The sequence below is a fragment of the Scytonema sp. PCC 10023 genome, from assembly GCF_963920835.1.
Lineage (GTDB): Bacteria > Cyanobacteriota > Cyanobacteriia > Cyanobacteriales > Nostocaceae > Kalymmatonema.
The window spans coordinates 1-12,608 of the sequence record NZ_CAWUDP010000045.1 but is presented as its reverse complement, the minus strand read 5'-3'; the positions used below and the strand labels follow the sequence as shown (position 1 = coordinate 12,608).

Annotated in this window: 13 protein-coding genes; 5 read left to right on the top strand and 8 right to left on the bottom strand. The window is 44.5% G+C overall.

The annotated features are described in order from the left end of the window. Positions 1-85: 85 nt before the first annotated feature. Positions 86-478, bottom strand: coding sequence for a hypothetical protein (locus tag ACM0OZ_RS25175; RefSeq protein ID WP_414585562.1), 393 nt, complete (start codon positions 476-478; stop codon positions 86-88). 465 nt (positions 479-943) lie between these two features. Between ACM0OZ_RS25175 and ACM0OZ_RS25170 the strand changes: the two genes are divergently transcribed. Next, on the top strand, positions 944-1,504 hold the full coding sequence (locus tag ACM0OZ_RS25170) for a helix-turn-helix domain-containing protein (protein ID WP_414585561.1): 561 nt from the start codon (positions 944-946) through the stop codon (positions 1,502-1,504). Positions 1,505-1,706: 202 nt separating this feature from the next. Continuing rightward, positions 1,707-2,450 carry a peptidylprolyl isomerase gene (locus tag ACM0OZ_RS25165; protein ID WP_414585560.1) on the top strand — a complete coding sequence of 248 codons (744 nt, stop codon included), beginning with the start codon at positions 1,707-1,709 and terminating at the stop codon, positions 2,448-2,450. Positions 2,451-2,770: 320 nt separating this feature from the next. Here the strand turns inward: ACM0OZ_RS25165 and ACM0OZ_RS25160 are convergent, their stop codons facing one another. The 4 genes from ACM0OZ_RS25160 to apcB form a co-directional block, all read right to left on the bottom strand. Next, positions 2,771-3,121, bottom strand: a complete 351-nt coding sequence (locus ACM0OZ_RS25160) for a zinc ribbon domain-containing protein (protein ID WP_414585559.1) — start codon at positions 3,119-3,121, stop codon at positions 2,771-2,773. Continuing rightward, a complete protein-coding gene (locus ACM0OZ_RS25155) occupies positions 3,103-3,963 on the bottom strand; it encodes an RNA-guided endonuclease InsQ/TnpB family protein (RefSeq protein WP_414585558.1) in 861 nt (286 codons plus the stop codon). Before ACM0OZ_RS25155 ends, ACM0OZ_RS25160 begins: the two co-directional genes overlap by 19 nt. After that, on the bottom strand, positions 3,908-4,036 hold the full coding sequence (locus ACM0OZ_RS25150; RefSeq protein ID WP_414585557.1) for a helix-turn-helix domain-containing protein: 129 nt from the start codon (positions 4,034-4,036) through the stop codon (positions 3,908-3,910). Before ACM0OZ_RS25150 ends, ACM0OZ_RS25155 begins: the two co-directional genes overlap by 56 nt. A gap of 434 nt (positions 4,037-4,470) precedes the next feature. Beyond that, entirely contained in the window at positions 4,471-4,980 is a 510-nt protein-coding gene (apcB, locus tag ACM0OZ_RS25145; RefSeq protein WP_041033098.1) for an allophycocyanin subunit beta, read from the bottom strand. 365 nt (positions 4,981-5,345) lie between these two features. On the opposite strand from apcB, the gene glnA reads away from it, so the two are divergent. Further along, positions 5,346-6,761, top strand: coding sequence for a type I glutamate--ammonia ligase (glnA, locus tag ACM0OZ_RS25140; protein WP_414585556.1), 1,416 nt, complete (start codon positions 5,346-5,348; stop codon positions 6,759-6,761). Between the two features lie 119 nt (positions 6,762-6,880). Here the strand turns inward: glnA and ACM0OZ_RS25135 are convergent, their stop codons facing one another. Next, entirely contained in the window at positions 6,881-7,081 is a 201-nt protein-coding gene (locus ACM0OZ_RS25135) for a hypothetical protein (protein ID WP_414585555.1), read from the bottom strand. A 488-nt stretch (positions 7,082-7,569) separates the two neighbouring features. Here ACM0OZ_RS25135 and ACM0OZ_RS25130 point away from each other — a divergent pair, with 488 nt between their 5' ends. Next, positions 7,570-8,625 (top strand): class I SAM-dependent methyltransferase, encoded by a 1,056-nt coding sequence (locus ACM0OZ_RS25130; protein WP_414585554.1) that lies wholly within the window; start codon positions 7,570-7,572, stop codon positions 8,623-8,625. A 294-nt stretch (positions 8,626-8,919) separates the two neighbouring features. After that, the gene (locus ACM0OZ_RS25125; protein ID WP_414585553.1) at positions 8,920-9,627 is read left to right on the top strand and encodes a DUF455 family protein; all 708 of its coding nucleotides are present in this window, start codon (positions 8,920-8,922) and stop codon (positions 9,625-9,627) included. A 671-nt stretch (positions 9,628-10,298) separates the two neighbouring features. Here ACM0OZ_RS25125 and patX read toward each other — a convergent pair. Both patX and ACM0OZ_RS25115 read right to left on the bottom strand, forming a co-directional pair. After that, entirely contained in the window at positions 10,299-10,517 is a 219-nt protein-coding gene (gene patX, locus ACM0OZ_RS25120; protein ID WP_414585552.1) for a heterocyst-inhibiting protein PatX, read from the bottom strand. Positions 10,518-10,622: 105 nt separating this feature from the next. Then, a complete protein-coding gene (locus ACM0OZ_RS25115; RefSeq protein ID WP_414585551.1) occupies positions 10,623-12,455 on the bottom strand; it encodes an FAD-dependent oxidoreductase in 1,833 nt (610 codons plus the stop codon). Positions 12,456-12,608 lie beyond the last annotated feature (153 nt).

Below are 12,608 nucleotides of genomic sequence, written 5' to 3'. Positions count from 1 at the left end.
CTTTTCCATCATCGCAGCTCTCAGGCCCCCAGACCTTTTGTCCATTAACCTCTAAAAGTTGCTTAGTCTGTCTCTTAGCCTGACTTTAGGCAAAACCACGGTAGTATACGTCGTAAATAGACCCACTTCCACTCACTCGTGCTCGCGATAGCTGACCGTTGGTGTTAACTGCGGTAAATCCTCCCAATGAGTCATCACGATTTGGCCAGGGGTCATCGTCGAAAAGTTCAACCCGTGTCGAAGAACCTCGAGTCGTTACGCTTCGGTTAACCAAGCGAGTTTGCCCTGTCGTCATGCTGTAGTCTCCCCATATTTTGCCGCCATTGACTGTGATATAGGTATCGTCAGCGCCGATAACGTCTGCACCAGCCTTGATGGCTTGAATGCGATCTATTCTTACGGTAACTCCACCTTCTACGACAGCCGCTTCTGCGGCAGTTAATTCGGTAAACAGTTGTTCATGCTGATTGTCTTTCATCTTTCCTTTCCTGATAGTTCTTATCGAGTGTCAATGGAATTAGTTGTAGGTTGTCTAATCCCACTTCAATATTCTGAAATTCAACCTATAAATTCAAGAGTTTTAAACTAATTGATCGCGCATAACTAAAGGATTTATGTTTTCATCATCGAAGCTTTTTAAAAACAAAAATGAAAATCAGTTTTATCTTGTAAAATCAAGTCTTTTGGCATAATAAAATATTCCGTTTTACCACCTTAATACTGAAGCTATGCCTTTGATTTCACGCTCGCTTTTTTCTCGCTGCTTCTATGTCACAACACCAACGCCCGAAAAGTCTACCTTCTGACTATTCACCCGATGATTGTAGATTTTTGTAACTAATTGTGGAATTCCTGGACTTTTGATTGTGATAAGTAAGCAGAGGTTCACTGGGAGTACCCAGACATACTTCCAGCCCCGCAAGTTCTACCAGGAAGAATCGCTATGGAAAATCAGAGCCTTTACTTAACACCTTTTCAACACAAGCTTTTACTAAAGAGTCTAAAAGGCGATTTACGCCCAGAATATCGTCGTCGTATTGAAATTATGCTGCTGGCAGATGCTGGTCAATCTCAAGCTCAGATCTGTAAAGCCTTGGGGTGTTCTCAAGAGATGGCACGCCATTGGATTGTTATGGCACAGACAGGTAATGCCCACCATTGGAGCGATCGCCCGATGGGACGCCCCAAGGCTGTTAATGAACAATATCTCGCTCGCTTGAAAGAACTGGTGAGCCATAGTCCGCGTGAGTACGGCTATCCATTTCAACGCTGGACAGCGCAATGGTTAAGCAAGCATCTGGCGAAAGAATTGGGGATTAAAGTTAGCAGTTGCCACATTAACCGCCTGCTCAAGGAGATGGGGCTTTCCACTCGGCAGAAACGCGAAACCATCGAGAAAGGAACTAATCATACCAAGGATTGCAGCATTACTATTCGCGATTTGCAGTCGAACTCCGAACCTAATTTTCTGTGGTCACTCAATCTCATCAAGACTGGTAACTAATTCTGCCATTAAACTTATAGCAAATCATGGTTCACAAATCATCACAATTTTCAACCCAACAACTAGGTGAAAAACTCACCCAAACCTTGGGTCAATCTCTTTTAAAACAAGAACTTTCAAACTGGATTAAACAATTTACCTTGTCCCCTTGTCAACATTTCACAATTCAACTCCGATTAATAAATTACCAAGGAGCTATTCTATGTTAGAAGTGCTAACTGTTTCCAGCGACGAAATTATTTACCAGATCAAACTTGACTGCCAAATTCCCTCTGTGGTTGAAGGTATTCTTACTCGCAAGATTATTGCGCGTGCAGCAGGGAAGGCTGGTATTAAAGTGGAGCCGGAAGAACTTCAGCAAGCAGCAGACGGTTTGCGGTTGATGAACAAGCTGACTAGTGCTGATGCTACTTGGTCATGGCTACAAAAACATAGTCTGTCCTTAGACGAGTTTGAAGAATTGGTTTATGCCAATGTTATTTCCTCAAAATTGGCTCAACATCTGTTTGCCGAGAAAGTTGAACCTTTTTTTGTGGAACACCAGCTCAATTATGCCCAGGTGGTTATGTATGAAGTGGTCTTGGACGACTTTGACTTTGCTATGGAACTTTTCTATGCACTTGCTGAAGGTGAGATGAGTTTTCCTGAGGTCGCCCACCAATACATTCAAGATACTGAAACTCGCCGAGCTGGAGGATATAAAGGAGTGCTGAGTCGCACAGATTTAAAACCAGAAATTTCCGCCGCTGTATTTGCAGCTACCCCGCCCCAGATGATCAAACCTATTGTGACCTCTCAGGGAGCCCATTTGATTTTTGTTGAGGATATTATATTACCACAATTAGATGAAATGCTACGCTCAAAAATTCTCTCAATCTTGTTTTCTGAATGGCTGAAGCAACAAATTGAGCAACAGGAAGTTGAAATTGTTCTTAACTCAAAATAATGAGGCTTTCAAACGGTTCAAAGCAATTTGCCAACAGCATCTTGTCGGCTAAGGAGGCACACGTCACCGTGTCCCCCGCCAAGTAAGAAGATAGAGTTACCGCCATCTCCTTCCCCCACGAACTAACCAAGAAGTAGGGTAAGCAGCCAGCAAGTTGCTAAAAATGGTACTTTAGGCTGAGCGTGATACTGGTGACGTTTATTCAACAAAGCTTATTCAACAAAGCTTGGATAAACACAGTACCCAGCAAAGAAAGCGTTCATCACTCATGGAGTGCCTTCCTTTCTACTGCAGCCAGTAGCTTAGCAGTTCCCAGTGAACTACCCAACACCGACCCTGTCGGGTACGATGTGGGCTTCTGATTTCATTGACCGTTGCCCCTTGCCCTTACGGGTAGGTGGTCTTACACAGCCTCCATCAACAAGAACGGGGTTCCCTCCGCCCATAGATAATATCCGAATTCCTTCATTCCTGATGTTCAATGCTGCATTACCATCACGGTCATGATGAGTGCCACATGATGGACAATTCCATTCACGAATATCGAGCGTTAACTCATCAAGAAGATGGCCGCAGCATGAACACGTTTTGGAACTGGGAAAGAATCTTCCTATTTCTACGAGTTGTCCACATGAGCGTTTCAACTTGTAGTCTAGGAAGTTAACAAACATTCCCCATCCCACGTCGGATATTGCTTTTGATAGCTTGCGATTCCGTACCAGTCCCAAAACACATTGAGATTTTCTACAATGATGACGTGGGCTAAGTCTACCAGCTTCCTGCTCAATTTATGCAAGAAATCTTGGCGGGAATTTGATACTCGTTCATGAACCTTGGCTACTAGTTTCTTGTATTTATTTCTTGAATTACTTCCTTTAATTTTACGGGCAAGTTTTTTCTGCTTGCGTGCTAGATTTTTCTCATGACGCGTCAGATATGCTGGGTTTGAATATTTTTGTACCTCACTCCCATCATGAACAATAGCAAAATCTTTTATTCCCAAGTCAATACCAAGCGTCTTGTTGCTAGATACTTTACTTGCGTCTCCACGGCAGGTGCTACAAGTCGGCGAACCCGCCCAACGCACTGCCTCCTCTTCTTCACATAATATTGAAGCAAAATACTTATCTGTTGGAGTTTTACTGATTGTAACCGTTTTAATTTTTCCTTCAATTAGTCTATGAAAGACTGCTTTAACAACACCAATCTTAGGAATTTCCAAACAATCACCCACAATCTTTACGTTTTGAGGATATTGAATTGATTGTCTATGGTGTTTCGCTTTAAATCTAGGAAGCTTAGCGCGTCCCTCAAAAAAATTAGTGTAAGCCTTGTTCAAGTTGATTGCTACAGACTGTAAGACAGACGAATAACAATCCTCTTTCAACCAAGGATGCTCTACTTTAAGTTGAGGAAGGTAAGCCTTGTATACACTCAGCTTTAATGACTTTCCAGTTTCACGCTCTGTGTTGAATGCAAGCATTAAGTGCATAATTCCAATACCATCTTGCACAACAAAAAGATTTTGCTAAAGCTATTTCTTGTTCAGTTGTTGGGTATAGTCTGACCTTAACTGCTTTCAACACTTTAATTACCTCTCTACTTTATGTATCATAGCATTACGAGGAAGTCATGAGGAAACAAAATGAAAGATAAGTATATTAGAGTTAGAACATCTGAAAGAAGATTAAATAAACTTCGCTTATATGCAGCTTTAACAGAAAAGACAATGACTCAAGTAATTGACGAGATGATTGACTCGTTAAAAATCCCGGAGATTGACAAAAACTCGGGTACCCCACTCCCGCGTTGACCGACGCTCAGCATAGGGAGGCAGCGCGTTGGACGGGTTCCCCGGCGTGTGATTCGCCTGCCGTTCGGAGGTACGCCTCGTTTTTGTCCGGCTATTCATCCCGACACCGACTCTTCGAGTACGGTGTGGGGCGCGTCTTTCCGTCTAAGCTAAAAAAAGCGAGCTTCCCTGAGGAAACTCGCCTTATTTTAAAACCAACAGAGCAACTTAGATATCTTGTTCGCTCAACTCTCTAGTCATATAGTCAAACGGCTCATCTACAAAGCTGGTATTGGCAACACCTGCTGCAGCCACTTGCTCCTTCACAATATCCTTCATAATTTGGATACCGCGAACCGTGGGACCAATGGGTACTCCCAGAGAATTGTAAGTTTCGCGCAGCCCTTGTAACACACGCTCATCCAGCACATCCGTATTACCGGCAACAAGAGCATAGGTAGCATAGCGCAGGTAGTAGTCCATATCCCGTAGACAAGCCGCATAACGACGAGTCGTGTAGGCATTCCCACCAGGACGAATTAACTCCGGCTGTTCTTCAAATAACTTAGAACCAGCCTGCTTAACTAGTGCCGCCGCATTTGAATTGATAGCCGCCGCTGCTTGCACGCGTGCCGTACCGCTTTCAAAGTAAGACTTGAGGCTGTCCAGCGCGTTCCTGTCGAAATACCGACCCGCAACGTCATAATTCTTAATTAAACTTGTGACTGCATCCCGCATTCCTTTTTCTCCTAATCAATCCTTTCTATGGTTTGATATTAATCTGACTGCTTTTAGCAAAGCTGCAATTTAAGAGTGCCTCTTGTCAAAGAAGCTCCAGCACAAAAACAATCTATAGCGCTAATTAAGGATTCTATGCTAAAGTTGACCCCCGCAAGATGAACTGTCTACTTTTGTAAAACTAGTTAAGGAAAGGTTAAACATAATCTTGCAAACTGATATTTTGTTACAACCAATACAAAATACTCCAATTTTAAATCCTTACGATATTCTAGGTGTCTCGTGGATTTGGATTTACAAGCCGGGTCAGCATGCTTTGAACACTCTGGTTTTACTATGAATAAATCGGCAGATAAGGAGTAACCATGACAACCCCACAAGAAGTTCTGAAGCGAATTCAGGACAATAACATTCAGATGATCGATCTGAAATTCATCGATACGCCAGGAACCTGGCAGCACCTCACGGTTTACCATAACCAAATCGATGAAACTTCCTTCACAGACGGCGTACCTTTCGACGGTTCTAGTATCCGGGGTTGGAAAGCCATCAATGAATCAGACATGGCGATGGTACTCGATCCCAACACTGCCTGGATCGATCCTTTCATGAAAGAGCCAACTCTGAGTATCATCTGTAGCATCAAGGAACCACGGACAGGTGAATGGTACAACCGTTGTCCCCGCGTTATTGCCCAAAAAGCAGTAGATTATCTGGTTTCCACAGGCATTGGTGATACAGCTTTCTTTGGTCCTGAAGCCGAGTTTTTCATCTTTGATGATGTCCGCTTTGACCAAACTGCGCACCAAGGCTACTACTACGTAGACTCAGTTGAAGGTCGTTGGAATTCTGGTAGAGAAGAAGGTCCTAACCTGGGTAACAAACCAGCCTACAAACAGGGTTACTTCCCAGTTCCCCCTACTGATACTTTCCAGGATATTCGTACAGAAATGCTGCTGACAATGGCAGAGTGCGGCGTACCCATTGAAAAGCAGCACCACGAAGTAGCCACTGGTGGACAGTGCGAATTGGGCTTCCGTTTTGGTAAGTTGATTGAAGCAGCCGACTGGCTGTTGACTTACAAATATGTCATCAAAAACGTAGCCAAAAAGTACAGCAAAACCGTCACCTTTATGCCCAAGCCCATCTTTGGCGATAACGGTTCCGGGATGCACACTCACCAGTCCATTTGGAAAGATGGTCAACCGCTGTTTGCTGGCGACAAATACGCTGGCTTGAGTGACATGGCGTTGCACTACATTGGCGGTATCCTCAAGCATGCACCAGCACTCTTGGCACTCACCAACCCCACCACCAACTCTTACAAGCGCTTAGTACCTGGTTATGAAGCACCTGTAAACTTGGCTTACTCCCAAGGGAACCGTTCTGCTTCTATCCGTATTCCTTTGTCTGGTACTAACCCCAAAGCCAAGCGGTTGGAGTTCCGGTGTCCTGATGCGACTTCTAACCCCTACCTAGCATTTGCTGCGATGCTGTGCGCTGGTTTAGATGGTATTAAGAACAAAATTGACCCAGGTCAACCTCTGGATAAGAATATCTATGAACTCTCTCCAGAAGAACTGGCGAAAGTTCCTTCAACTCCAGGTTCTCTAGAGTTAGCGTTGGAAGCACTGGAGAATGACCACGCCTTCTTGACAGAACCAGGCGTGTTCACCGAAGACTTCATTCAAACTTGGATTTCCTACAAGCTAGATAACGAAGTCAACCCGATGCGGTTGCGTCCTCATCCCTACGAATTTGCCCTCTATTACGATGCTTAATTAAGAACGCTATTTGAGAGCATTTTGAGACCATAACTAAAGCCACCCGCCCTGGGTGGCTTTTTTTGGTGTAGAGACGCGATATATCGCATCTGTACAAAATTCAACAATCTTGACACCTAGCTCATAGCCGCATTGCTGCGATCGTAAGTCATGCGAGCGGTAGGGTCGATTTTCCCTTGGGTAGGGTTCCAGTAATGAGAGACCTCTCCGGGAAGACCTATTTCCTCACCAGTACGCTCTAGCATCGATTGTTGACGATTTTTGATGATCTGATAATGACGCATCATTAAAGCACGAGCTTTTTCTTGAGTAGACATAGTAAGATCCTCCGTAATTTTTTTTGTAATGTTAAGATTAGCTGACTTAATTGATTCTAATATAGCAGAAATTCTGTATCTAAAGTTACGGAATAGTTTGCTTTAATAAAACTTAACAAAAAGACGTGGGGAGATGAAGAGAAGTCTATAGACGCCGAGCGGTTTGCCTTTAGGGTACGGGCGCTTCCAATACCGTTCGGTTAACGGGGTCGTGACCCTGAAGGGCATTGAGCCGAGATGCCACCAGAAACCGCGTGCGCCTCCGGGCTCAAGCGAAGGTAGCCCGGAGGGGTAAGGGGTCATCGAAGAAGCGGAGGAGAACCGGAGTTGGGGGCACAGGAGAGAACCCCATAAATCCTGCTTTTTTGTTACATCTTTCTCAAGATTGGTTTCGCTTTATTACATAAACCTTTCTTAAGATTCATGATTCTTTAGTTATAATTATTAAATTTGTAGAGAAGAACGTAACAAAAGCTTAAGCGATTCTCATGTCTGACACTTTAACGAAGCTGACTTATCAGACTTTCCAACAGGGCAAAAATTACTTTGGTCTGGCTCACAAAATATTAAGTACGCGGTTGATGAACATCATCTCTCCTAGTCAGCACCAGACCAAACCTATACCAACTGAGATTTTACCCAAACTTCAACAAAGGCTGAATAATCTGCTGGAAGTTGATTGGCAGGACGCTGAGCGGGGTGTGTATCCCACAAGTGTACTGTTTGATAACCCTTGGGAAGAGTTTTTCCGCTACTATCCAGTCGTGTGGCTAGATTTACCGCAAATCTGGGAGCGGGCTAACCAAAAGAAATATCAACAGTTTTCCTCCAATGTGGACATTGAGGGTTATCCCAGCTACTACGTGCAGAACTTCCATCACCAAACAGATGGCTACTTGAGTGAATTATCAGCCAATCTGTATGACTTGCAGGTGGAACTTCTGTTTGGTGGTTCAGCTGATCCAATGCGGCGGCGCATTCTGGCTCCTCTCAAAGAAGGGTTAAAAGTTTTTAGTGATGTGCCACCACGCCAAGTACGTATACTAGATGTCGCTTGTGGAACTGGTCGTACTTTAAAGTTGATTCGAGCAGCTTTACCTCAAGCATCTCTGTTTGGGACAGATTTGTCACCAACTTATTTGCGTAAAGCAAATGAACTCTTATCCCAAATTCCAGGAGAATTACCGCAACTTTTACAAGCAAATGCGGAAGAGTTACCCTACTTGGATAACTATTTCCATGCTGTGACTTCAGTTTTCCTCTTCCATGAGCTACCCGCAGCAGCACGTCAACAAGTCATAGAGCAATGTTACCGGGTGACCAAACCAGGGGGAATGTTTATTATTTGCGACTCTATTCAAATGAGCGATTCACCTGAAATGGAGCCTTTAATGGAAAACTTCCAGGAAACTTTCCATGAACCTTACTACAAACATTACACGACTGATGATTTGGTAGAGCGTTTAGAGAAAGCAGGCTTTGAAAATATTGATATGCAAGTTCACTTTATGAGCAAGTATCTCATTGCTCGAAAGCCTGCTTGATGTAAAGAAACGCTACGGTAGCAACAAAAAAGTCAGCTAATATTAATACTAGTTAACATAACTCTCATAAAAAGTTATGGCTGTTGCCTACCCACGCAAATTTCAGAACGCTATAGGCGCAAGGGACATCTTGAAACAGGTTGTCAGCGATGGTGCAGAGCACCCGCCTTCGGCGATCGCGAACTCCACCTGATCACTCTCAACCGCTACCGCTACGCCGAGCAACGCAGTTGCAAAGACCTCACTGAAATCATTGAAGAACTCGATGGACAGCCACCGGAGCTAGTACGGGATTTGTCTCACCATATTTCAGATGAAGCCCGTCATGCCATGTGGCTGACTGATCTGTTAGTGGAACTGGGAGCGAAAGTGGGAACGCCTCCAGGGTCTTCCTATATTGACGAGTTTGAAAGGCTAATAGACCGCGAACAAAAAGACCCTACCAAAGACCTCGACGATTTTTTAATTTCGTTACTTGCTGGAATTAACGTCACCGAAAAACGGGGCTGTGAGTATTTCTCGGCACATATTTACGCCCTAAAGCAAGCGCCGCAAACCGAAGAAAACATCAAAATCCGCGAAACGATTGAAAAAATCCTGCCTGAGGAAGCAGGACACGTTCGCTGGGGTAATCGTTGGTTGGCGCAGTTAGCAGATAAAAGTCCAGAACATCGGCAAAAGGTTGAGCAAGCAAAGCGGAAATACGCTGCTATTGAACAAGCAGCCTTTGAAGCAGGTATGGATATCACCTTGGGTGCAGAACTGCGTAGAGTTGCCAACCTGCTAGAAGTGGCAAACACGATGCCTGTTTGGGAACGTCCCCAATACCTGATGGAGCGCTTACCGCAAACTCTGCTAGCGCCAGATTTGCAAATGACTCGCATTGATGTCGTTCAGCGAGTTTGGAAGCGAGACCCCCAGGCATTGATGGAAAGGTTTGTGCCAATGTTCCTTAACGGTTTGAAAGGGATGCAAAATAACCGCCAGAAAACGACGGTGTAGAACAGGCAAGACACGTGTTCTATAAATAGGGTGGGCAATGTCCACCCTATTTTTTTAGCAAAATTCAACCAAAAAGCTGTTTCATGCGTTAGCGAAAACAGCTACCCCAAATCTGAGTGGAGTTTCGCTTCTATCAGCCCGTGCGCCTACAACCTTTCCTTTGGACAGGTTGCAGTACGGTCACAAATTTCTTGATAGTCATAATACCTGAACCACATGGGCTATAGCTGCAACAGCCCTAGTAACACCTTTTCACTTTAAGGTTAGAACATGGTGGGCAGCAGGGGGTAGGGGGCAGGGGGCAGGGGGAAAGAATTAGAGACCAATCATTTGTATCAAGCCTGAGCGTGAAATGGTATAACACCTTTTCAAGAGATAACTTGAAGGTTGCAATCTTTGAATTTCCTGCTATTTAAGTAGCTCTTAATGCTTGCAAAACAGGCAACTAACTTGCTTCGCATTCCGATGCAAGGGTTGACAACTGAGTTGGTATACAGAAGCTTACGGATGAAATACCGAGCTATTGCTTAGCTTTGTTGTATTTTTAGTGTTACATCTCTGCTAAGAATGGCGTTGCATGAGTGTTACATATAACACCCTGGGTTATGGGACTTTGATTTCCTTGCTACAAGACGATTGCCACCCCAACAAATAGCTAGAACTTCGAGTTGTTAAACAGCAGGAGGTGTACTCTCGACATATTCCATCAATTTGTCTTTGTCGCGCCCACTACCACGATAGGGGCTGCTAGTAGACTTTTTGGTATTACCTTTTGCCGACATCAACTGTTGTGAGCCTGAGTTGGACAAGTGTATACCAGGTACTTGGCTGTTAGCAGCTAAGGAGCCAAATAACAATCCTGTGATTAAAAATGAAATGGCAGCACGCATAGCAAATGTCTATTTTTGAACTCTCCATTTCACTGATACTGAGTTTCCTTTACTGCATCCGGATAATTTAGCAAATAGTATTTTTTTTTACTGCACAAAATTTGCTCATCTGCTGAGATTTTCAATTATCAAGCAATTGAGAGCGTGATTGATTCGACCGCAAATTGTGAGCAGTTGCTGATCACAAAAAGTTTGCAACTGCTCGTGTATGTGCGATCGCAAAGTCACAATCTGCCAAGTTTGCCCCTTGTATTTACTTGGCGCAGTGATAGTGAATTTGTAATCTTGCTCAGCTTTTTGGTAAAAGATGCCCTGGAAACAAGAAGTCTCCCTTACAGTTAGACTATCGCCACCAATGTAATAATATTGAGGAGGCGATGACAAAGGACAATTGCCATTAACTGGATATGCTTCTGGGTTATCTAAATAATACAATTGCCAGTGGAGCCAATCCGGAGAGTTTGGTAGCATATTCAATAATGGAATAATTCCTGCAGGCGCATATTTATCTTTCAATAAAGCTTCTTGAAGAACTCTCACAGGTAAATTGCGAGGGCTTAAATTCAATTCAATACAGATAGCAGCAGCCATTCCCGCAGCTTGACCGATACCCATGACTACAGGTTGCAATCTAGTTGCTCCATTAGCAATATGGGAGACAGAAATGTTCTTTTCGCACACTAGTAAACCATCTATTTCTGTAGGAATTAAACAACGGTAGGGAATTGTGAAAGGAGTTCCCGTCCTCCGTCCTCCCCAGAGGATAGATTTAGGTGAAACCTGAAACTCGACACCCGGATAATGGTGATCGTTGGGATAGTTACCAATAGCAATTGCATCTTCATTCAAAGATGCAACTATACCTCCAGACATTGGCAAAATATCCTGTTCTCGCACAGTAGTGAGTCCTACCAAGCGGCGGCTTTCCCGGTAGTAGGGATGAAGGGCGAAGGAGGAGTAGGGGGATGAGGGGGATGAGGGTTCGGAGGGTTCGGAGGGGGATGAGGAGCATGAGGCAGATGAGGGAGAGTGGGGGAAGATACCTGGTGCTAAACCGTAGCGACGACCAAGTTGGTTTTGGATAAAACGGGCAAAATTTTGGCTGTGCCACCGGCATTCTTGAAGAAATTCGCGCCGTGTTTCTTCTGTTTCTATCAATCGCCCCAAGTCTTTGCCGTAGTCATTGCCACGAATGGGCCAGTTAATCATAAATAGACCTCCTGGCAAGCGACCGTAATTCAAAAACTGTTCTGCACCGTAGCCATCCCAGGCACCAGCAAACTGTGATGGATCTTCATTTGGTGCGGCGGGAATTTCTGGGGCGATCGCTTCACCAAAATCTTGCATGATCACAACCCAAGTGGGGGCTTGCACTGGATATCTTTGTGTGATATAGTCAAGCTTCGCTGGGGCACTGGGTTCTCTCCACTCAGACTGCAATTCCCAGCTCCAACGTAATGGCACCTGCGCAAAAGCTAGCAAATCTCCCAATTCTGTCGCGTCTAGAGTCACCTTGGCTTTGACTGCAAAATTTGCAAATCGAACGCCAGTTACGCAGTTTCCTTGGCGGAAAACTTCTAACGGCACTTGTCCTGTAATCCAAAGCAGGTTGGGCAATTTCTGCACCCAATCTGCAAAAATCTGTGCCCCAATACGCGGATCATAACTAAAAAAGCTGACCCAACTATTGTCTAATCCTCCCGGCTGTCGGTGCTGCAATTCTCGTAAAAAAGCACCCCATAATCCTGTTTGAAAAGCTTCTAATTCATTGCCATCCGGCGCAGATACTCCGGCTGAGGTTAGCATTCCCCCTAACCAAGGAAATTCACTCACCAGGATAGTTTTTGCCCCTCGTCGCGCCGCTTGAATGGCGGCGGCGGTTCCTCCAGTACCGCCTCCGACGACTAAGATATCGGCTGTGTATGTTTGATTAACCATCGCTTCACCTCTGGTAGATAGCTGATATATTTTCCTCTTCGCACTACATTCTGCCCTGAACTAAAGTTCGGGCTAAAAGCTAAAGTTAGCTAAAGCTAAGTGACGCTCCTACACCAACCCTAACGGGTATGGTGTAGGCTTCTCAGGCATTGC